The organism is Microbacterium indicum DSM 19969 (assembly GCF_000422385.1).
Lineage (GTDB): Bacteria > Actinomycetota > Actinomycetes > Actinomycetales > Microbacteriaceae > Microbacterium > Microbacterium indicum.
This window is the reverse complement of the sequence record NZ_AULR01000021.1, coordinates 1-19,654: the sequence shown is the minus strand read 5'-3', so window position 1 is coordinate 19,654 and position 19,654 is coordinate 1. Positions and strand designations below refer to the sequence as shown.

20 protein-coding genes, 1 tRNA gene and 2 rRNA genes are annotated in these 19,654 nt (G+C 71.8%); 21 read left to right on the top strand and 2 right to left on the bottom strand.

Annotated elements, in window-relative coordinates; genetic code table 11:
• Both H576_RS0112070 and rrf read left to right on the top strand, forming a co-directional pair.
• Positions 1 to 191: ribosomal RNA gene (locus H576_RS0112070) — 23S ribosomal RNA — on the top strand; the annotation flags it as partial.
• Between the two features lie 141 nt (positions 192 to 332).
• Positions 333 to 449 (top strand): 5S ribosomal RNA (gene rrf / locus H576_RS0112065).
• Here the strand turns inward: rrf and H576_RS16785 are convergent.
• On the bottom strand, positions 450 to 1,778 hold the full coding sequence (locus tag H576_RS16785; RefSeq protein ID WP_169564347.1) for a hypothetical protein: 1,329 nt from the start codon (positions 1,776 to 1,778) through the stop codon (positions 450 to 452).
• Between the two features lie 15 nt (positions 1,779 to 1,793).
• Here H576_RS16785 and H576_RS16780 point away from each other — a divergent pair, with 15 nt between their 5' ends.
• From H576_RS16780 to H576_RS15695, 16 genes are all read left to right on the top strand, one after another.
• The gene (locus H576_RS16780) at positions 1,794 to 2,693 is read left to right on the top strand and encodes a prolipoprotein diacylglyceryl transferase (RefSeq protein ID WP_211215814.1); all 900 of its coding nucleotides are present in this window, start codon (positions 1,794 to 1,796) and stop codon (positions 2,691 to 2,693) included.
• On the top strand, positions 2,677 to 3,714 hold the full coding sequence (locus H576_RS0112050) for an HAD-IIA family hydrolase (RefSeq protein WP_029151140.1): 1,038 nt from the start codon (positions 2,677 to 2,679) through the stop codon (positions 3,712 to 3,714). The genes H576_RS16780 and H576_RS0112050 overlap by 17 nt, the downstream gene beginning before the upstream one ends.
• 117 nt (positions 3,715 to 3,831) lie before the next feature.
• Positions 3,832 to 4,635, top strand: a complete 804-nt coding sequence (locus tag H576_RS0112040; protein WP_029151139.1) for a TlyA family RNA methyltransferase — start codon at positions 3,832 to 3,834, stop codon at positions 4,633 to 4,635.
• Between the two features lie 28 nt (positions 4,636 to 4,663).
• Positions 4,664 to 5,635 carry an NAD kinase gene (locus H576_RS0112035; RefSeq protein ID WP_029151138.1) on the top strand — a complete coding sequence of 324 codons (972 nt, stop codon included), beginning with the start codon at positions 4,664 to 4,666 and terminating at the stop codon, positions 5,633 to 5,635.
• Positions 5,632 to 7,320, top strand: coding sequence for a DNA repair protein RecN (gene recN / locus H576_RS0112030; protein ID WP_029151137.1), 1,689 nt, complete (start codon positions 5,632 to 5,634; stop codon positions 7,318 to 7,320). Before H576_RS0112035 ends, recN begins: the two co-directional genes overlap by 4 nt.
• Positions 7,321 to 7,407: 87 nt before the next feature.
• Positions 7,408 to 9,093, top strand: coding sequence for a CTP synthase (locus H576_RS0112025; RefSeq protein WP_029151136.1), 1,686 nt, complete (start codon positions 7,408 to 7,410; stop codon positions 9,091 to 9,093).
• Entirely contained in the window at positions 9,090 to 9,662 is a 573-nt protein-coding gene (locus tag H576_RS0112020; RefSeq protein ID WP_029151135.1) for an NUDIX domain-containing protein, read from the top strand. Before H576_RS0112025 ends, H576_RS0112020 begins: the two co-directional genes overlap by 4 nt.
• Before the next feature lie 13 nt (positions 9,663 to 9,675).
• Positions 9,676 to 10,572 carry a site-specific tyrosine recombinase XerD gene (gene xerD, locus H576_RS0112015; RefSeq protein WP_029151134.1) on the top strand — a complete coding sequence of 299 codons (897 nt, stop codon included), beginning with the start codon at positions 9,676 to 9,678 and terminating at the stop codon, positions 10,570 to 10,572.
• Between the two features lie 112 nt (positions 10,573 to 10,684).
• Positions 10,685 to 11,563 carry a ParA family protein gene (locus H576_RS0112010; RefSeq protein ID WP_029151133.1) on the top strand — a complete coding sequence of 293 codons (879 nt, stop codon included), beginning with the start codon at positions 10,685 to 10,687 and terminating at the stop codon, positions 11,561 to 11,563.
• 8 nt (positions 11,564 to 11,571) lie between these two features.
• Positions 11,572 to 12,384, top strand: a complete 813-nt coding sequence (locus tag H576_RS15705) for a segregation and condensation protein A (RefSeq protein ID WP_036320830.1) — start codon at positions 11,572 to 11,574, stop codon at positions 12,382 to 12,384.
• On the top strand, positions 12,371 to 12,937 hold the full coding sequence (scpB, locus tag H576_RS15700) for an SMC-Scp complex subunit ScpB (protein ID WP_036320827.1): 567 nt from the start codon (positions 12,371 to 12,373) through the stop codon (positions 12,935 to 12,937). Before H576_RS15705 ends, scpB begins: the two co-directional genes overlap by 14 nt.
• Positions 12,938 to 13,025: 88 nt before the next feature.
• Positions 13,026 to 13,790 carry a pseudouridine synthase gene (locus tag H576_RS0111995; RefSeq protein ID WP_029151132.1) on the top strand — a complete coding sequence of 255 codons (765 nt, stop codon included), beginning with the start codon at positions 13,026 to 13,028 and terminating at the stop codon, positions 13,788 to 13,790.
• Complete coding sequence (locus H576_RS0111990) at positions 13,787 to 14,890, top strand: prephenate dehydrogenase (RefSeq protein ID WP_029151131.1); 1,104 nt, start codon at positions 13,787 to 13,789, stop codon at positions 14,888 to 14,890. Before H576_RS0111995 ends, H576_RS0111990 begins: the two co-directional genes overlap by 4 nt.
• The gene (gene cmk, locus H576_RS0111985; protein ID WP_029151130.1) at positions 14,883 to 15,575 is read left to right on the top strand and encodes a (d)CMP kinase; all 693 of its coding nucleotides are present in this window, start codon (positions 14,883 to 14,885) and stop codon (positions 15,573 to 15,575) included. The genes H576_RS0111990 and cmk overlap by 8 nt, the downstream gene beginning before the upstream one ends.
• Entirely contained in the window at positions 15,559 to 17,091 is a 1,533-nt protein-coding gene (der, locus tag H576_RS0111980) for a ribosome biogenesis GTPase Der (RefSeq protein ID WP_029151129.1), read from the top strand. The genes cmk and der overlap by 17 nt, the downstream gene beginning before the upstream one ends.
• Before the next feature lie 9 nt (positions 17,092 to 17,100).
• Positions 17,101 to 18,072 (top strand): NUDIX domain-containing protein, encoded by a 972-nt coding sequence (locus H576_RS15695; RefSeq protein ID WP_084502718.1) that lies wholly within the window; start codon positions 17,101 to 17,103, stop codon positions 18,070 to 18,072.
• Here H576_RS15695 and H576_RS0111970 read toward each other — a convergent pair.
• Positions 18,065 to 18,448, bottom strand: a complete 384-nt coding sequence (locus tag H576_RS0111970; protein WP_029151128.1) for an RNA-binding S4 domain-containing protein — start codon at positions 18,446 to 18,448, stop codon at positions 18,065 to 18,067. The genes H576_RS15695 and H576_RS0111970 overlap by 8 nt on opposite strands.
• 162 nt (positions 18,449 to 18,610) lie before the next feature.
• Between H576_RS0111970 and H576_RS0111965 the strand changes: the two genes are divergently transcribed.
• From H576_RS0111965 to H576_RS15690, 3 genes are all read left to right on the top strand, one after another.
• Positions 18,611 to 18,684 (top strand) — tRNA-Pro (locus H576_RS0111965).
• 182 nt (positions 18,685 to 18,866) lie between these two features.
• The gene (locus H576_RS0111960) at positions 18,867 to 19,106 is read left to right on the top strand and encodes a helix-turn-helix domain-containing protein (RefSeq protein ID WP_029151127.1); all 240 of its coding nucleotides are present in this window, start codon (positions 18,867 to 18,869) and stop codon (positions 19,104 to 19,106) included.
• A gap of 284 nt (positions 19,107 to 19,390) precedes the next feature.
• Positions 19,391 to 19,654 (top strand): helix-turn-helix domain-containing protein (locus H576_RS15690; RefSeq protein ID WP_156888199.1); only part of this gene is annotated, 264 nt, incomplete at its 3' end.

Below are 19,654 nucleotides of genomic sequence, written 5' to 3'. Positions count from 1 at the left end.
GCATGGCTGGTTGGCTACGTTCGGGATGGATAACCGCTGAAAGCATCTAAGCGGGAAGCCGGCCTCAAGATGAGACTTCCATGGCCTTCGGGCTGTGAGGCTCCCAGCAGACTACTGGGTTGATAGGCCAGATGTGGAAGCACGGTAACGTGTGCAGCTGACTGGTACTAATAAGCCGATGACTTGATAACACTTCGTTTTTGTTTGTTCGCGTCCACTTTGTGGTTCTCAGGGTACGATCGTTGTGCTCGTGAGAGTCTGATAATTCTAATAGTGCTTATGCCTGTTGGAACACGGTTTTCCCACTGCTTTTGTGGTGTGGTGATGAGTGTTTCGGTGGTTATAGCGAGAGGGAAACGCCCGGTCACATTCCGAACCCGGAAGCTAAGCCTCTCAGCGCCGATGGTACTGCAAGGGGGACCTTGTGGGAGAGTAGGACACCGCCGGACTTAACATAGACGAAAGGGTCGCCCAATGCTGGGCGGCCCTTTCGTGTTTTCCGGGCTCGTTCGCTCGAGCTCTCGACAGAGGCGCGCACCATCCGCGAGGATGGTCCTGCGAACAATAGGGGAGTGGACATGGCCACCAACGAACGCGACGGCGACGACCGTCGATACGACCGCGGCGGATCGAACGGCGCAGGGCGTCGCGACGGCGATCGTTCCTCCGATTCGCGCGGTGGGCGTCCCTCCCAGGGCGGAGATCGCTATCGCGGTGACCGCGACGGTCGTTCGTCGGGTCGTCGCGACGGAGATCGTCGGCCCTATCGTTCCGACGACCGCCGCGACGGCGGGACCGGGCGTCCGCGTCGTGACGGTGACCGCCGCTACCGTTCGGGCGACGGCGAGCGCCGGCCCTATCGTTCGGACGACCGCCGCGGTGGCGACCGGCCGTACCGTTCGAATGACTCCTCGCGCGGCGGTGACCGTCCGCAGCGACCGAGCCGTGGTGGTGACCGTCCGTACCGTTCTGACGATCGTCGTGGCGGCGACCGTCCCTACCGTTCGGATGATCGCCGCACGGGCGGTGACCGTCCGTACCGGTCGGATGACCGTCGCGGCGGCGGCGGCGGCGACCGTCCGTATCGTTCCGATGACCGTCGTGGCGGCGATCGTCCGTACCGTTCGGATGACCGTCGCGGCGGTGGGGATCGCCCGTATCGTTCCGACGACCGCCGTGGTGGTGACCGTCCGTACCGCTCCGACGACCGTCGTGGCGGCGATCGCCTGTACCGCTCCGACGACCGTCGTGGTGGTGACCGTCCGTACCGCTCCGACGACCGTCGTGGCGGCGATCGTCCGCACCGCTCGGATGACCGTCGCGGCGGCGGAGACCGCCCGTACCGTGACGACCGCCGCAGCGGCGGTGACCGGCCGTATCGCTCCGACGACCGCCGCGGAGGCGACCGCCCATATCGCGCGGACGATCGTCGTCAGGGCGACGGCCGCGGCTATGGATCGCGTGACGATCGTCGCGGCGGGTACCGCGGCGGGGACGACCGTCGGCGGTCGTTCGACGACAGGCGCAGCGATCCGCGCGGCGGCGGCTTCGACAGCCGCGACCGCGGCAGCCGCCCGCCGCAGGACGATCGCGTCCGCGACCCCGAGCTGCCCGACGACATCACGCCGAAGGACCTCATCGGATCGGCGCGCAACGAGCTCAAGACTCTGAGCGCCGAGAACGCCGAGCGCGTCGCGCGGCACATGGCGATGGCCGCGCGGGTCATCGAGGATGACCCCGAACTCGCTCACGAGCACGCCCAGGCGGCCGTGCGCCACGCGGGACGCGTCGCTGTGGCGCGCGAGACGCTCGCCGTGACCGCCTACGCGACCGGCGACTTCGCCCTCGCGCTGCGAGAGCTGCGCACCGTGCGTCGCATCACGGGACGCAACGAGAACGTCGCGATGATCGTGGACAGCGAGCGCGGCGTCGGGCGCCCCGAGAAGGCGCTCGAGGAGGGCCGCTCCGCCGACCGCGAGTCGCTGGGCGTCGAGCAGCGCGTCGAGCTCGCGATCGCGATGTCGGGCGCACGCCTCGACCTCGGCGAGACCGAGCTGGCGCTGCACGAGCTCGACATCCCGGAGCTCGACCCCGACCACGCATACGAGTGGAGCGCCGGACTGTTCGCGGCGCGGGCCGCCGTCCTCGAGGATCTCGGTCGCGAGGACGAGGCCGCCGAGTGGGCGCGCCGCGCCGAGATCGCGGAGGACGCGATCGAGTCGGTCCGCGCGCAGGGAGACACGATCGAGATCGAGGAGATCGAGTACGAGTTCTCCGACGAGGACTCCGAGGCTGACGAGCCCGTCGCGGAGACCGATGAGCAGTTCGACGCCGAGGACCTGGCCGACGAAGCAGAGCCGGAGGACGCCGGCGATGAGCCCGAAGCCGTCGTCGACGAGCCGGTCGCCGAGGAACCGAAGCCGGAGGAGCCAGCCGTCGAGGCCGCGCCCGCGGACGACGACGACGAGAGCGAGCCGTCCATCGAGAACGAGGTGAGCGAGATCCTCGCCGAGGCCGGCATCACCGACGGCGAGGACGAGCCCGAGGCCGCGGAGGCCGACCTGGCCCACTCCGCGGACGGCGCCGGCGGCGGTGAGGCCGACGACGAGAAGTCGGACGAGACGCCTTCCTCGGAAGCGAAGCCGGACGAGAAGGGCGACGGGGAGGCGCGGCCGGATGGCGCTCTTTTCTAAGCGGAGGCGGCCGGCGCCGATCGACGGCGTCGACGTCCTGCTCTCCGACCTCGACGGGATCGTGTACGCGGGGCCCGGCCCCATCCCGCACTCGATCGAGAGCCTCAACCGTGCCGAGGCCGAGGGAGCCCGCCTCGGATACATCACGAACAACGCGTCGCGCACCGACGCGTCGGTCGCGGCGCACCTCGCCGAGCTCGGCCTCCACACGACCGCCGACGACATCGTGACGAGCCCCCAGGCCGCCGTCCGCCTGCTCGCGCAGTCGGTCGCGCCGGGATCCACGATCCTCGTCGTCGGGGGAGAGGGGCTCGTCGTCGAGCTCGAGAAGGCCGGTTACGTCGTCACCCGCTCGGCCGAGGAGAACCCCGCGGCCGTGCTGCAGGGCTTCGACCCGTCGGTCGGCTGGGAGCAGCTCGCCGAGGCGGCGTACGCTCTCGCGACGCCCGAGGACGAGGGCGGGATCCCCTGGATCGCGACCAACACCGACTGGACGATCCCGCGCGAACGCGGCATCGCGCCCGGCAACGGCACGCTCGTCTCGGCCGTGCACACCGCAGTCGGCCGCCTCGCGACCGTCGCCGGCAAGCCCGAGGCGCCGATCTTCCACGCGGCCGTCGCGCGCTTCGGCGCGACGAAGCCGCTCATGCTCGGCGACCGGCTCGACACCGACATCCAGGGCGCGCAGGCCGCGGGCGTCGACTCGGCGCTCGTCCTCACGGGCATCGACCGTCCGAAGCACGTCCTGGCCGCGGCCGAGCACGCGCGTCCGACGTACATCCTCGGCGACCTGCGCGACCTCTTCGAGCCGTACCCCGAGATCGAGCAGAAGGGCGACGTCACGACCGTCGCGGGCGCCTCGGTGCGCGTCGCGGGCGCCGACCTCGAGATCCTCTCCGAGGGCGCGGACGACCTCGACCTGCTGCGCGCCGGCGCCCACGCGATCTGGGGTTCCGGCCGGCAGATCTTCGGATTCCGGGTGCCCGAGCGCCTCTACCGCGATGACTTCCACCGCCCGTAACCTGGACGGCATGGACGGCCAGGAGGAGCTCGACGCGATCGAGGCGCTGCCGCTCTCGGAGCGCGCGGAGCGCTACCAGGCGCTCGTCGACGAGCTCGGCGCCCGCCTCGAGCAGGCGTGAGCGCGCGGCTCGACGCCGAGCTCGCGGCCCGCGGGCTCGCCCGCTCCCGCACCCACGCGGCGCGGCTCATCGCCGACGGGCTCGTCGACGTCGACGGTGCGCGCGCGTCGAAGGCCTCGCAGCGGGTCGACGACGCGCAGGGGATCACGGTGCGCGGATCCGACGGCTACGTCAGCCGCGCGGCGCACAAGCTCATCGCCGCCCTCGACGCGTTCGGCGTCGACCCGCGCGGCCGCGTCGCCCTCGACATGGGCGCGTCGACGGGCGGGTTCACGCAGGTGCTGCGCGAACGGGGCGCCGACACCGTGATCGCGGTCGACGTCGGGCACGACCAGATCGCCCCCGAGGTCGCGGCGGATCCCGGCGTGCGGGTCGTCGAGGGCTTCAACGTGCGCTTCATGACGCCCGAGAACCTCGCGGCCGAGAGCGGCGAGACGCGCGCCCCCTCGCTCATCACGGGCGATCTCTCGTTCATCTCCCTCGGGCACGTCCTGCCGGCGGCGCGGGCTGTCGCGGCCGACGACGCCGATCTCCTCCTGCTCGTGAAGCCGCAGTTCGAGGTCGGCCGGACCCTCGTCCGCGGCGGGATCGTCGAGGACCCGGCCCTGCGCGCGCGGGCCGTCGACGCCGTGCTGGCGCGGGCGTGGGAGCTCGGGCTCGGGACCCTCGGCGTCATCGCGAGCCCCCTGCCCGGCACCCACGGCAACGTCGAGTTCGTGGTGCGTCTCGCGCCCGGGCGGGGTGCGGATCCGACAGAATGGACGGACGCGGTCGTCGCGCTCGCAGACGCCGCCACCTGAAGCAGCAGCTATCCCGCAGAGGGGGACGATGAACGCGCGCAGCATCCTGATCGTGGCCCACGCCTATCGAGACGACACGGTCGAAGCAGCCGCGCGCATCGTCGCCATCATCCGCGAGCAGGGGGCGACGCCCGTGTTCGCGCCCGATGACCGCGCCGGTCTCGCCGCCGTGATCCCCGACCTCGCGGGCGTCGCGGCGCTCGACGAGGACATCCCTCTCGACGACATCGAGATCGCGATCGTCCTCGGCGGCGACGGCACGATCCTGCGCGCCGCCGAACTCGTGCGCGGCGGCAGCGCCCCGATCCTCGGCATCAACATGGGTCACGTCGGATTCCTCGCCGAGAGCGAGCGCGACGACATGGACGACGCCGTGCAGCGGATCCTCGCGGGCGAGTACCGCGTCGAGGAGCGCCTCGCCCTCGCCGTGAAGGTGCGCGACGCCTCGGGCGACGTGATCTTCGAGTCGTGGGCGCTCAACGAGGTGTCGATCGAGAAGGCCTCGCGCCAGCGCATGATCGAGCTGATCGTCGAGATCGACCGCCGGCCCCTCTCCGCCTACGGCGCCGACGGCATCGTCATCGCCACGCCGACGGGGTCCACGGCGTACGGCTTCTCGGCGGGTGGGCCGGTCATATGGCCGACCGTGCAGGCGATCGCCGTGGTGCCGATCTCGGCGCACGCGCTCTTCGCGCGCCCCCTCGTCGTCGGCCCCGAGCACGCCGTCGCGATCGAGGTGCAGGGCGGCATCGACGGATCGACCGGCGTCATGTGGTGCGACGGGCGCCGGTCGCACGAGATCCCCGTCGGCGCGCGCGTGTCGGTGCGCCGCTCGGACGCCCCCGTGCGCCTCGCGCGCCTGCACCCCGCCCAGTTCACCGACCGGCTCGTGCGCAAGTTCCAGCTTCCCGTGCACGGGTGGCGCGGACCGACCGGAACCCTCATGACCGAGACGCTCCCCGTCGTCCCCCACGCCGAGAAGGGCGGATCCGCACAGTGATCGAGCAGATGCACCTGCGCGACCTCGGCGTCATCGCCGACGCGACGCTGCCCTTCGGGCCCGGCTTCACCGCCATCACGGGCGAGACCGGTGCGGGCAAGACCATGGTCGTCTCGGGCCTCGGGCTCCTCATGGGCGAGCGCAGCGACAGCGGCGTCGTCCGCTCCGGCGCGGCCAGCGCGAGCGTCGAGGGGATCTGGGTCGTCCCGAGCGAGGGCCCCGTGGCCGACCGCGTACGCGAGGCCGGCGGCGAGCTCGAAGCGATCGGCGGGGGAGAGAGCGAGCTGTACCTCTCGCGCACGATCGCAGCCGAGGGGCGCAGCCGCGCCTCGGCCGGCGGGCGCGCCGCTCCGGCCGGTGTGCTCGTGGACCTCGCCGAGAAGCTCGTCGCGGTGCACGGGCAGACCGACCAGCTGCGGCTGAAGTCGCAGTCGGCGCAGCGCGAGGCGCTCGACCGCTTCGGCGGCGAGGCGACGCGGGCGGCGCTCGCCGCGTACCGCGAGGCCTTCGACGCCTGGACGGGCGTCGACCGCGAGCTGGAGCAGCTCGTCCGCGAGCGCGACGACCGCGCCGCCGAGGCCGAGCGGCTGCGCGCCGCGCTCGATGAGATCGAGTTGATCGCCCCCGAACCCGGGGAGGATCGGCGCCTCACCGAGCGCGCGGAGCGCCTCTCGAACGCCGAGCAGCTGCGCGAGGCGGCGCTCTCGGCGCGCGAGGCCATCTCGAGCGAGGAGGACCAGCCCGACGTGAGCGCCCTGCTCGCCGACGCGCAGCGCTCGCTCGAACGTGCGGGCGACCCGGCCCTCGCCGACACGGCGGCGCAGATCGCCGATCTCGGCTACCGCGCCGCCGATCTCGCCGTCTCCCTGTCGGGCTACCTCGCCGACCTCGACGAGCACGGGCCGCAGGAGCTCGCCGACGTCGAGGAGCGCCGCGCGGCGCTCTCGGCGCTCGTCCGCGCGCACGGATCCCTCGACGCCGCCCTCGAGCTGCAGGAGAGCGGATCAGCCCGCCTCGCGGAGCTCGACGACGACGGCGACCGCGTCGAGCGGCTCACGACGCTGCGCGTCGAGGCGCGCGATGCCCTCGACGCCGCGTCGGGCGCGCTCACGGCCGCGCGCGTCGAGGCCGCCGACCGCCTCGGGGCGGCGGCGACCGAGGAGCTGCACGCGCTCGCGATGCCGAACGCGACCCTGACGGTCGGTGTGTCCGACGGGCCCGAGTCGGCCCACGGGCGCGACGAGATCGCCTTCCTTCTAGCGCCGCACCCCGGCGCCGAGCCGCGCCCCGTCGCGAAGGGGGCGTCGGGCGGCGAGCTCAGCCGCGTCATGCTCGCGATCGAGGTCGTCATCGCGGCGACCGACCCCGTGCCGACCTTCATCTTCGACGAGGTCGACGCCGGAATCGGCGGCGCCGCGGCGATCGAGGTGGGCCGCCGCCTCGCGACGCTCGCCCGGAGCGCCCAGGTCATCGCGGTCACGCACCTCGCCCAGGTCGCGGCGTTCGCGGGCAACCACCTGAGCGTCGTCAAGTCGAGCGACGGATCCATCACGGCGTCGAGCGTCACACGCCTCGAGGGCGCCGAACGCGAGGCCGAGATGGCCCGGCTGCTCTCGGGCATGCCCGACAGCGACGCGGCGCTCGAGAACGCGCGCGAGCTGCTCGTGCTCGGCGCACGCGCCTGACTATGCTCGTCACAGTCGCTTCCCAGGGGCGCCCCTGCGCGGTGGCTGGCCATCAACCGCCTCCGAGCGATAGGATCGAAGCCCGTGATGCAGACTTCTGACGCGGTGACGAACGGCACGACAAAGCAGATCTTCGTGACGGGTGGTGTCGTCTCCTCGCTCGGCAAGGGCCTCACAGCGGCCAGCTTGGGTAACCTCCTCACGGCCCGCGGTCTGCACGTGGTCATGCAGAAGCTCGACCCGTATCTCAACGTCGACCCGGGGACGATGAACCCGTTCCAGCACGGCGAGGTCTTCGTCACCGACGACGGCGCCGAGACCGACCTCGACATCGGCCACTACGAGCGCTTCCTCGGCGTGAACCTCAGCCAGGCGGCCAACGTCACGACGGGCCAGATCTACTCGCAGGTCATCGCGAAGGAGCGCCGCGGCGAGTACCTCGGCGACACCGTGCAGGTCATCCCGCACATCACCGACGAGATCAAGCGCCGCATGCGCCTGCAGGCCGAGGCCGACCCGCAGCCCGACGTCATCATCACCGAGGTCGGCGGCACCGTCGGCGACATCGAGTCGCAGCCCTTCCTCGAGGCCGCGCGTCAGCTGCGCCACGAGCTCGGCCGCGACACGGTGTTCTTCGTGCACGTGTCGCTCGTGCCCTTCATGGGCGCGTCGGGCGAGCAGAAGACCAAGCCGACCCAGCACTCCGTCGCGGCGCTTCGCCAGCTCGGAATCCAGCCCGACGCGCTCGTGCTGCGCAGCGACCGCCCCGTCACCGACGCGAACCTCAAGAAGATCGCGCTCATGTGCGACGTCGAGACCGAGGGCGTCGTCAACACCGTCGACCTGCCGAGCATCTACGACATCCCGTCGACCCTCAACACGCAGGGGCTCGACAGCTACATCGTGCGCCGCCTGGGCCTCGGCGACAAGGCCGCGGACGTCGACTGGAGCCGCTGGGACCGCGTGCTGCAGGCCGTGCACAACCCCAAGCACGAGGTCACGATCGGGCTCGTGGGCAAGTACATCGACCTGCCCGACGCCTACCTGTCGGTGACCGAGGCGCTCAAGGCCGGAGGATTCGCGCAGGACGTCAAGGTCAACACGAAGTGGATCGCGTCGGACCTCTGCGAGACGCCCGAAGGCGCGCGAGAGCAGCTCGCGGGCCTCGACGGGATCTGCGTTCCCGGCGGCTTCGGGATCCGCGGCATCGAGGGCAAGCTCGGCGCGCTGCGCTTCGCCCGCGAGCAGCAGATCCCCACGCTCGGCCTGTGCCTCGGCCTGCAGTGCATGGTCATCGAGTACGCGCGCGACGTCGCGGGCATCGAGGGCGCCTCCTCGAGCGAGTTCGACCCCGAGACGACCGCGCCCGTCATCGCGACGATGGCCGAGCAGGTCGAGATCCTCGACGGCGGCGACCTGGGCGGGACCATGCGTCTCGGGCTCTACCCGGCGAAGCTCGCCGAGGGATCGATCGTCGCCGAGGTGTACGGATCGACCGAGGTCGAGGAGCGCCACCGCCACCGCTACGAGGTGAACAACCAGTACCGCCAGCAGATCGCCGACGCGGGGCTGGTCTTCTCGGGGATCAACCCCGACCTCGACCTCGTCGAGTTCGTCGAGCTGCCCCGCGACCAGCACCCGTACTACGTCGCGACCCAGGCGCACCCCGAGCTGCGCTCGCGCCCGACGACCCCGCACCCCCTGTTCCGCGGGCTCGTCGGTGCCGCGCTCGAGCGCAGCCGTTCGAGCGAGCTGTTCGAGGTCGCCGAGTGACGACCGACCTGCACGACGAGCCGTTCGAAGTCGAGGTCATGCAGAGCGATCTCGTCTTCGACGGCCACGTGTGGGACGTGCGGGAGGACCGCTTCCGCTACGGCGACGCGGAGCTCGTGCGCCACTACGTGGATCACCCCGGCGCCGTCGCGATCGCCGCGGTCGACGACGAACGCCGGATCCTCCTGATCCAGCAGTACCGCCACCCGATCCGCACCCGCGACTGGGAGGTCCCGGCCGGCCTCCTCGACGTCGCGGGGGAGGACCCGCGGGACGCGGCCGCACGCGAGCTCGCGGAGGAGGCCGATCTCGACGCCGCCGAGTGGGAGCGGATCGGCGCCTTCGCACCGTCGCCCGGCGGATCGAGCGAGGTCATCCCGCTGTTCCTGGCGACGGGGCTGACGCGCCGCGCCGAGGCGTTCGAACGCCACGCCGAGGAAGCCGACATCCGGCCCGAGTGGGTTCCGCTCGACGAGGCGGTCGCCGCGGTCCTCGACGGCCGCATCTCGAACGCGATGGCGACCATCGCGATCTTGGTCGCGGCCGAGCGGCTCCGCGACCGCTCCTGACGGGGCCCGCGCGATGCGGATCGAGCGCGCCGTCGACGCGTACCTCCGGCACATCTCGATCGAGCGCGGCCTCAGCGACCACACCGTCGGCGCGTACCGACGCGACCTCGCCTCCTACGCGGGGTGGCTCGCGGGGCGCGGGGTCGACGACACCGCCGCGGTGACTCCGGACGTCGTCGCGGAGTTCGCCGCCGAGCGGGCGTCGGGGGATCCGGCGCCTGCCGCGTCGTCGCTCGCGCGCCTGCAGTCGTCGGTGCGCGGGTTGCATCGGTTCCTCGCGCGCGAGGGGATCGAGGCCGCCGACCCGACCGTGCGGCTGCGCCCGCCGCGGCAGGCCCAGCGTCTCCCGAAGGCGCTCACGATCTCCGAGGTCGAGGCGCTGCTCGCGGCGCCGAGCGCCGAGGAGCCCCTGGGGATCCGCGATCGCGCGCTCCTCGAGCTGCTCTACGCGACGGGGGCGCGGGTCAGCGAGGCGATCTCGCTCGACGTCGACGACCTGCAGACCGGCGAGGTCATCCGCCTGCGCGGCAAGGGCGACAAGGAGCGCATCGTCCCCGTCGGCTCGTACGCGCGCGCGGCGGTCGACGCCTACCTCACGCGCGTGCGCCCCGGCCTCGCGGTGCGGGCGACGCCGCGTCTGTTCCTCGGGGCGCGCGGCGGGCCGCTGTCGAGGCAGAGCGCGTGGCTCGTCATCCAGGCGGCGGCCGAGAAGGCACAGATCGCGGCGCACGTCTCGCCGCACACGCTGCGGCACTCGTTCGCGACGCACCTGCTGCAGGGCGGGGCGGATGTGCGGGTCGTGCAGGAGCTGCTCGGCCACTCGTCGGTCGCGACGACGCAGATCTACACGCACCTGACGGCCGACACCCTGCGCGACATGTACCAGAACGCGCACCCGCGGGCCGTGTGACCGGGCACGGCTGACGCGCCGCGGGAGGGCGATCCGCGGCACGCGGAACCTGGTCCGCCGCCGCCGATAACGATGCGGATACACTCGACGGAGCGTGTCAGGAGGACCATCGGTGGCGAAGCCCCAGAACAAGGCGAAGGCGAGCGACGACGTCGTTCTCGGCCCCACGGGCCGCCCGTATCACGGGTTCGCGACGCCCGCGAAGCTCGACAAGCACGGGCCCGCGCGCATCATCGCGCTGTGCAACCAGAAGGGCGGCGTCGGCAAGACGACGACGAGCATCAACCTCGCCGCGTCGCTCGCCGAGTACGGGCGCAAGGTGCTCGCGGTCGACTTCGATCCGCAGGGCGCGCTGTCGGCCGGCCTCGGCGTCCCGACGCACGAGGGCCTGACGATCTACGACCTCATGCTCGACCCCAAGCGCGACGCCACCGAGGCGATCGTCGAGACCTCGGTCGAGGGGCTCGACATCATCCCCGCGAACATCGACCTGTCGGCGGCCGAGGTGCACCTCGTCAACGAGGTCGCGCGCGAGATGATCCTCGCCCGCGTGCTGCGCGGCGTCGCGAAGGACTACGACGTCATCCTCATCGACTGCCAGCCCTCGCTCGGCCTGCTGACGGTCAACGCCCTCACGGCGGCGCACGGCGTGCTGATCCCGCTCGAGTGCGAGTTCTTCGCCCTGCGCGGCGTCGCACTGCTCGTCGAGACGATCGAGAAGGTGCAGGACCGCCTCAACCCGTCGCTCGAGCTCGACGGGCTCCTCGCGACCATGTACGACTCGCGCACGCTGCATTCGCGCGAGGTCCTCGAGCGGATCGTCGAGACCTTCGGCGACAAGGTCTTCGAGACCGTCATCGGTCGCACCGTGAAGTTCCCCGACGCGTCGGTGTCGGGCGTCCCGATCACCGAGTACGCGCCCGAGCACCCGGCGGCGCAGGCCTACCTGCGCCTTGCCCGCGAGCTCGTGGATCGCGGCGCGGTGGCGTAGATCGAGCGATGACGGATCCGCTTCCGGAGGAGACCGGATCCGCCTTCCGCGTCTCGCTCGCGAACTTCGACGGGCCGTTCGACCTGCTGCTGAGCCTCATCTCGAAGCGCGAGCTCGACATCACGGAGGTCTCGCTCTCGGCGGTCACCGACGAGTTCATCTCGTACCTCGCCGAGCTCGACGGCCCCGAGGAGCTCGACCGGGCGAGCGAGTTCCTCGTCGTCGCGGCGACGCTCCTCGACATGAAGGTCGCGGGGCTCCTGCCGCAGGGCGAGCTCGTCGACGCCGAGTCGGTCGCCCTCCTCGAGGCGCGCGACCTGCTGTTCGCGCGGCTCCTGCAGTACCGGGCCTTCAAGGAGGCCTCGGCGTGGTTCGCCGAGGGCATCGCCCGGGAGGGAGCCCGGCACGTGCGCGAGGTGCCGCTCGACCCGCGGTATCGCGCGAAGACGCCCGAGCTCAGGTGGACCCTGAGCCTCGACGACTTCGCAGCCCTCGCGACGCTCGCCTTCGCGCCGCGCGAGATCCCCGTCGTCGGCCTCGACCACCTGCACGCCCCGCAGGTGTCGATCCGCGAGCAGGCCGCGATCGTCGTGTCCACGCTGCGGACGAGCGGAATGCGCACGTTCCGCGAGCTCGTCGCCGACGCCGACGGGCCCGGGGTCGTCGTCGCGCGGTTCATCTCGATCCTCGAGCTGTACCGCCACGCCGCCGTCTCGTTCGAGCAGCTCGAGCCGCTCGGCGAGCTGACCGTCACGTGGGTCGCCGAGTCCTGGAGCGACGACGCCCTCTCATCGTTGGGAGCCGACTATGACAACGCCTGACCTCGAGACCCGGCAGCGCCTCGAGGCGATGCTCATCGTGGCCGACGAGCCGATGAGCGTCGTGAACCTCGCGACCGCCGCGGGCGCGCCCGTGAAGGCCGTGCGCGCGGCGCTCGCGGCGCTCAGGTCCGACTACGACGGCGAGGCCGAGGGGCCGCGCCGCGGCTTCGAGCTGCGCGAGGTCGCGGGCGGGTGGCGGATCTACGTCCGCACCGACCTCGACGACGTCATCGCCGAGTACGTCGGCAGCCAGGCCCCCGCGCGCCTCTCGCAGGCCGCGCTCGAGACGCTCGCGGTCATCGCGTACAAGCAGCCCGTCACACGCTCGCAGGTCGCGCAGATCCGCGCCGTGAACGTCGACGGCGTGGTGCGCACCCTGCTGGGGCGCGGTCTCATCACCGAGCTGCACGCCGACCCCGAGACGGGCGCGATGCACTACGGGACGACCGATCTGCTGCTGCAGAAGCTCGGGATCAACTCGATCGACGAGCTCCCGCCCATCTCGCCGCTCCTCGACGACGGCGCGGACGGGTTCGACGACATCCTCGGATAGGGCGGTTGCTCAGCGCCAGGGCCCGCCAATCCGACAGAATGGACTGATGCCCCGTGATCGACTGGGGAACCAATCCCGGGAGACGACGATGAGCGAGAACACAGCCGAAGGCGTGCGCCTGCAGAAGGTGCTCGCGAACGCCGGCGTCGCGTCGCGCCGCGTGTCCGAGCAGCTGATCGCCGACGGCCGCGTCCGCGTCAACGGCCAGGTCGTGTCCGAACTCGGCAGCCGCATTGATCCCGCCGTCGACCTCGTCGACGTCGACGGACGGGCCGTGCAGCTCGACGCAACGAAGCGCTACGTCATGCTCAACAAGCCGACGGGCGTCGTCAGCTCGATGAAGGACGATCAGGGGCGCCGCGACCTCACCGAGTTCACCCGCGAGTGGGACGAGCGGATCTACAACGTCGGCCGCCTCGACGCCGACACGTCGGGACTCCTCGTCCTGACGAACGACGGCGAGCTCGCGAACGTGCTCGCGCACCCGCGCTTCGGCGTCACGAAGGTCTACATCGCGAAGGTGAAGGGACAGGTCTCGCCCGCGACGATCGCGACCCTCGCGCGCGGAGTCGAGCTCGAGGACGGACCGATCGCGGCCGACAGGGCGCGCCTGCTCGATGCGTCACGGGGCACGAGCCTCGTCGAGCTGACGCTGCACTCGGGCCGCAACCGCATCGTGCGCCGCATGATGGCCGAGGTCGGTCACCCCGTCGTCGAGCTCGTCCGTCGGAAGTTCGGCCCCCTCAGCCTCGGGCCGCTGCAGGTCGGCCGCACGCGCGAGCTGACCGCCGACGAACGCGGGGCGCTCCTCACGATCGGCCGCGAGGCCGCCGCCGAGAGGGACGCATCGTGACCGCCGGCGCGCTCGCCGCGCGCACCTCGGGGACCGTGCGCATCGTCGGGGCCGGGCTCCTCGGATCCTCGATCGGGCACGCCCTCGCGAAGCTCGGCGTCGACGTCGCCCTCACCGACGCGTCGCCCGCGCAGCTGCGCCTCGCCGTCGACTACGGCGCGGGCCGCGCGGCGGCCGACGGCGACGACCCCGCGATCGTCGTCGTGTGCACGCCGCCCGACGTCATCGCCGACGTCGTCGCGCGCGAGCTCGCGGCGTTCCCGGACGCTGTCGTCACCGACGTCGCGTCGGTGAAGCTCGAGCCGCTCGACGCGCTGCGCGCGCGCGGCGTCGACCTCACGCACTACATCGGCTCGCACCCCATGGCGGGGCGCGAGCGCGGGGGAGCGATCTCGGCGCGCGCCGACATCTTCGCCGGCCGTCCCTGGGTGATCTGCCGCGACGGCGAGACGCCGGCCCGCGACCTCGCGCTCGTCGAGGCGATCGCGCTCGACGTGGGCGCCGTGCCGATCGAGATGACGCCCGAGGAGCACGATCGCTCCGTCGCCCTCGTCTCGCACGTGCCGCAGGTGGTCGCGTCGCTCCTCGCGGGCCGCTTCGCCGGAGCGACCGATCTGTCGCTCTCGCTCGCGGGCCAGGGCGTGCGCGACACGACCCGCATCGCCCACTCGGCGCCCGAGCTGTGGGTCCAGATCCTCGCGGCGAACGCCGCCCCCATCGTCGACCAGCTCGACGCGCTCGCCGCCGACCTGTCGCGCGTCGCCGACGCGCTGCGCGACCCCGACGCGGCAGGCGCGCGCCGGGCGATGGCGGAGGCGATCCGTCGGGGGAACGTCGGCGTCGAGCGTCTGCCGGGCAAGCACGGCCAGCGGCGCGACTTCGAGTCGCTCGTGGTCATGGTCGACGACACGGCCGGCCAGCTGGGGCGCCTGTTCGGCGACCTCGGCGAGCTCGGCGTCAACGTCGAGGACCTTCGCCTCGAGCACTCGCCGGGCGCACCCCTCGGACTCGCCGAGATCTCGGTGGATCCGTCCATTCTTCAGGCCGCCGTCGACGGACTCACGTCGCGCGGATGGCGGATTGCGAGCACCAGTGACTGAGACGTTCTTCGTCGGCATCGACGGCCCCGCGGGGTCGGGAAAGTCGAGCGTGTCGAAGGCGGCCGCGCGCCGGCTCGGCTTCGGCTACCTCGACACCGGCGCCGTGTACCGCGCCCTCGCGTGGCACGTGCGCAACGCGGGGCACGACACCGCCGACGAGCCGACCGTCGTCGCCGACCTCGACGGCTTCGACCCCGCGTTCGGGCTCGACCCCGACGAGCGCACCGTGCACGTCGGCGGCGTCGACGTGACGGCCGACATCCGCACGCCCGAGAACACCGCTGCGGTCGCGGGGATCGCCCGCAACCTCGTGGTCCGCGAGCGCCTCAACGACCTCTTCCGCGAGATCGTCGCCGAGGCGACGCAGCCGGGCGTCGTCGTGGAGGGGCGCGACATCACGACCGTCGTCGCGCCCGACGCCCCCGCGCGGATCCTCCTGACCGCCCACCCCGAGGTGCGCGCCGCGCGGCGCAGCGCCGAGATGGGCGCCGACGACGTCGCCGCGGTCGCGGCCGCCCTGCGTGCGCGCGACGCGAGCGATGCCACCGTGTCCGACTTCCTGACCGCCGCCCCCGGCGTCGCGGTCGTCGACACCACAGATCTTGATTTCGACCAGTCGGTCGATGCCGTACTGTCGGTCATCGCCGAGCGACGTGAGGAGGCCTCCCATGGCCACGGAGAATGACGACGAATACGGCGAGGTGAACGACGGCCTCGCCGAGCGCCTGGACGGGCTCGACGACGAGCTGATCGAGGCGCGCGCCACAGCGCTGCGCGCGAGCCTCGGCGAATACGAGCTCGACGACGAGGACGCCGAGCTGCTCGCGGGGATCCAGGTCGGCGAGGACGGCATCGAGTATCTGCCGGCGCTCCCGGTCGTCGCGATCGTCGGCCGCCCGAACGTCGGCAAGTCGCAGCTCGTGAACCGGATCCTCGGGCGCCGCGAGGCGGTCGTCGAGGACACCCCCGGCGTGACGCGCGACCGCGTGACCTACAAGGCCGAGTGGGGCGAGCGGCGCTTCTCGCTCGTCGACACCGGCGGGTGGGAGCCCGACGCACGCGGCATCGACAAGTCGGTCGCGATGCAGAGCGAAGTCGCGATCGACCTCGCCGACGTGATCCTCTTCGTCGTCGACAGCAAGGTCGGCACGACCGCGACCGACGAGCACGTCGTCCGCCTCCTGCGCGGCACGAACAAGCCCGTGTTCCTCGTCGCGAACAAGGTCGACGACGCCTCGCACGAGGCCGACGCCGCCGTGCTCTGGAACCTCGGCCTCGGCGAGCCCCACGCCGTCTCGGCGATCCACGGGCGCGGCGTTGCCGACCTGCTCGACGCCGTCATGGCGAAGACGCCGCAGGTCTCGGCCATCGCGAAGAACGAGATCGGCGGGCCCCGCCGCGTCGCGATCGTCGGGCGCCCCAACGTGGGCAAGTCGTCGCTGCTGAACAAGGCGGCCGGCGAGGAGCGCGTGGTCGTCAACGACCTCGCGGGCACGACGCGCGACCCCGTGGACGAGGTCGTCGAGCTCGGCGGAAAGCTCTGGACTCTCGTCGACACTGCCGGGATCCGCCGCCGCGTGCACATGGCGCAGGGCGCCGACTTCTACGCGAGCCTGCGCACCTCGACCGCCCTCGAGAAGGCCGAGGTCGCGGTCGTCGTGCTCGACGTCACGCAGCCGATCAGCGAGCAGGACGTCCGGATCATCGACCTCGTGCTCGAGTCGGGCCGCGCGCTCGTCCTCGCGTTCAACAAGTGGGACCTGCTCGACACCCCCGAGATGATCGACGCCGACCGGCGCCGCTACCTCGAGCGCGAGATCGAGAAGGACCTCGCGCACGTGGCGTGGGCGCCGCGCGTCAACATCTCGGCCGCCACGGGTCGCCGCCTCGACAAGCTCGTCCCCGCCCTCGAGACGGCCCTCGAGAGCTGGGACCGACGGATCCCCACGGGCAAGTTCAACGCGTTCCTCACCGAGCTCGTCGCCGAGCACCCGCACCCGCTGCGCGGCGGAAAGCAGCCGCGCATCCTGTTCGGCACGCAGGCGTCGACGCGCCCGCCGACCTTCGTGCTGTTCACGACGGGCTTCCTCGACCCCGGCTACCGCCGCTTCGTGCAGCGCCGCCTGCGCGAGCTGTTCAGCTTCGAGGGCACGCCCATCGTCATCAACATGCGCGTGCGCGAGCGTCGGAAGCGCCCATAGTCTAGGAAGATGACGCGCCATCCCCTCGATAACGTGCCCCGCGATCCCGGGGACGCGTGGGTCGAGGGGCCGGGTGGCGCCCGCTACTGGGGGCGCTTCGGCGCGGCCGGCCTGCTGGCGTTCGACCCGGCGCGCGGCGTGCTGCTGCAGCACCGCGTCGGGTGGAGCCACTTCGGCGGCACCTGGGCGCTGCCGGGCGGCGCGCTGCACGCGGGGGAGACCCCGCAGGACGGAGCCCTGCGCGAAGCGCAGGAGGAGGCGGGCGTTCCCGACGGATCCGTCGCCCCGCGCGCCGTGCACGTCTTCGACGCGCAGGTGTGGCGATACACGACCGTGATCGCCGACGTCGTCGCCCCGTTCGAGCCCGTGATCAGCGATCCCGAGTCCCTCGAACTCGCGTGGACGCCCGTCGACGAGGTCGACGGTCTGCCGCTGCACCCGTCGTTCGCGGCGGCCTGGCCCGCGCTCCGCGACGCGCTCGCGGTGCGGCCCGTGCTGCTCGTCGACGCCGCGAACGTCGTGGGATCCGTCCCGAACGGGTGGTGGAAGGACCGCGCGGGGGCCGCCGACGGTCTGAGAGGTCGCCTCGAGGGCCTCGCCATCGCGGGCGTCGCGGCGGACGAGCTCGGGCTGGGGCTCGAGCGCTGGTACCCCGAGATCCTCCTCGTCACCGAGGGGAAGGCGAACGCGGTGGTGGACCGTGAGGGGCGCGTCGCGCTCGTCCGCGCCCCCGCAGCCGGCGACGACGAGATCGTCGCGCGAGCCGCGGCGCTCGCGGGAGCAGGCGCCTCGGTCGTCGCCGTCACGAGCGATCGCGAGCTCGCCGATCGGCTGCGCGCCGAGGGCGCCGCGGCCAACGGATCCTCCTGGCTCACCCGCCTGCTCGCCGACCTGCCGCAGGCTGACGACTCGGAAGGCTGGGAGGCCGCGAGCTGGGCCGCCACCGGCCTCGGCGGCTTCCTGCGCGGGCTGCTCAGCTGACGTCGTCGCGGCCGCGCAGGCGGTCGATCTCGCGGCGCTCGCGCTTCGTCGGGCGGCCGGCTCCGCGGTCGCGCGTCACGATCGGAGCGACGAACTCGCGAGGCGGGGGCGGGGGAGTGCGGTCCTCGTAGGCCTCGGCGGCGAGGGGTGCGCCGACGCGCTTGAGCAGCAGCTTCCGCACCCCGAGCACGCGGTCGAAGCCGCTGATCCGCACGCGCACCTCCTCGCCGACCTTGAGCGAGTAGGACGCCTTGACGGGGTCTCCGCCGACGCGCACATGGCCCCCGCGGATCGCGGCCGTCGCGTTCGACCGCGTCTTGTAGACGCGCACGGCCCACAGCCACACGTCGAGCCGGACGGACGTCGGATCTGCCATCCGTCCATTCTGCATCAGAGCGCGAGCCGTACGACGCGGCGGCGGGGACCGGTGCGCCGCGAGCGTCGAGGGTCCGGCGCGCCCGAGGGGAGCGCCGTTTCGCGTGCGTCGTCCGGATCGGTTAGACTTGCTGAGTTGCCCGCAAGGCGGCGAACTGAATAACGGGCTGTGGCGCAGCTTGGTAGCGCACTTGACTGGGGGTCAAGGGGTCGCAGGTTCAAATCCTGTCAGCCCGACCGAGAGGTCCCGGAAACTCAAGGGTTTCCGGGACTTTTTCTGTAGGTGGATGTGATCCGGTCATCGAAAACCCATCACTTTGACGCCCTCACGGCCCGCGGGGGCCGCGGCGCTCCGGTAGGGGAGCGACCGTGCCGGTTGCTCCCGATTCGTGGGTGGGAGCAGGACGCACCTGTTCGGTATGGACACCGAACACAGCCCGACCGGCAACCCCTGGGGCCCGGAGCCCCTGCTCGACGTCGGCGAGCTCGCCGCCTACCTAGGCCTTCCCGTCTCCACCGTCTACGACTGGCGCACCCGCGGCCTCGGTCCGCGGGCGTATCGCTTCGGGGAGCATCTGAAGTTCGCGCTCTCGGACGTGCGGATCTGGATCGAGCAGCAACGCGATCCCGAACCGCCCGCCTCTCCAGAGGGGAGGTGATCCGGTGAGCCGGCAGCGTTTGACCATCGGCACCTTCGGGGAGATCGGCCACCTCGTGAGCCCCAACGGTCGCGTTGTCGCCCGCGCCCGCTACCGTGACTGGGACGGCAAGACCCGGCTCGTCCAAGCGACCGGGGATACACGGAGGTGAATCGTCCTGGGTTTCGTTCCGTTCTTCACCCAAGGATGTCATCTCGCAGGACTTCGGTGACAGTTCTGCATCAGGACATCGGTGACGCTTCTCAGGGTCTTGGTGGTGACACTTCGGCCGGTCGGATTGGTGTGTGACCCCGTCTGAGCCCGTTGATCCCCGTGTCCGTCTCGCCATCACGCAGTGGCCCGATGATGCCCCTCGCGGGGCGGTGAGAACGTTCTGCGCCGAGCACGGCATCTCCCGCAAGACGTTCTACGCGATCCGCAAGCGAGCCGTCGAGGAAGGACCGGCGGCGGCGCTCGAGCCGAAGTCGCGTCGCCCGAAGTCGAGCCCGTCGAAGCTGGGCGACGAGATCAAACAGCAGGCCATCGGCGTGCGGACCGCGTTGGAGCAG

What these genes read in the sequence shown, in the direction of transcription:
- H576_RS0112050 (WP_029151140.1), top strand. Translation starts at nt 2,677, where the DNA reads ATGGCGCTCTTTTCTAAGCGGAGGCGGCCGGCGCCGATCGACGGCGTC.
- H576_RS0111995 (WP_029151132.1), top strand. Translation starts at nt 13,026, where the DNA reads ATGAGCGAGAACACAGCCGAAGGCGTGCGCCTGCAGAAGGTGCTCGCG.
- H576_RS0112035 (WP_029151138.1), top strand. Translation starts at nt 4,664, where the DNA reads ATGAACGCGCGCAGCATCCTGATCGTGGCCCACGCCTATCGAGACGAC.
- der (WP_029151129.1), top strand. Translation starts at nt 15,559, where the DNA reads ATGGCCACGGAGAATGACGACGAATACGGCGAGGTGAACGACGGCCTC.
- H576_RS15705 (WP_036320830.1), top strand. Translation starts at nt 11,572, where the DNA reads ATGACGGATCCGCTTCCGGAGGAGACCGGATCCGCCTTCCGCGTCTCG.
- scpB (WP_036320827.1), top strand. Translation starts at nt 12,371, where the DNA reads ATGACAACGCCTGACCTCGAGACCCGGCAGCGCCTCGAGGCGATGCTC.
- H576_RS0111970 (WP_029151128.1), bottom strand. Translation starts at nt 18,448, where the DNA reads ATGGCAGATCCGACGTCCGTCCGGCTCGACGTGTGGCTGTGGGCCGTG.
- xerD (WP_029151134.1), top strand. Translation starts at nt 9,676, where the DNA reads ATGCGGATCGAGCGCGCCGTCGACGCGTACCTCCGGCACATCTCGATC.
- H576_RS15695 (WP_084502718.1), top strand. Translation starts at nt 17,101, where the DNA reads ATGACGCGCCATCCCCTCGATAACGTGCCCCGCGATCCCGGGGACGCG.
- H576_RS0111960 (WP_029151127.1), top strand. Translation starts at nt 18,867, where the DNA reads ATGGACACCGAACACAGCCCGACCGGCAACCCCTGGGGCCCGGAGCCC.
- H576_RS0112025 (WP_029151136.1), top strand. Translation starts at nt 7,408, where the DNA reads ATGCAGACTTCTGACGCGGTGACGAACGGCACGACAAAGCAGATCTTC.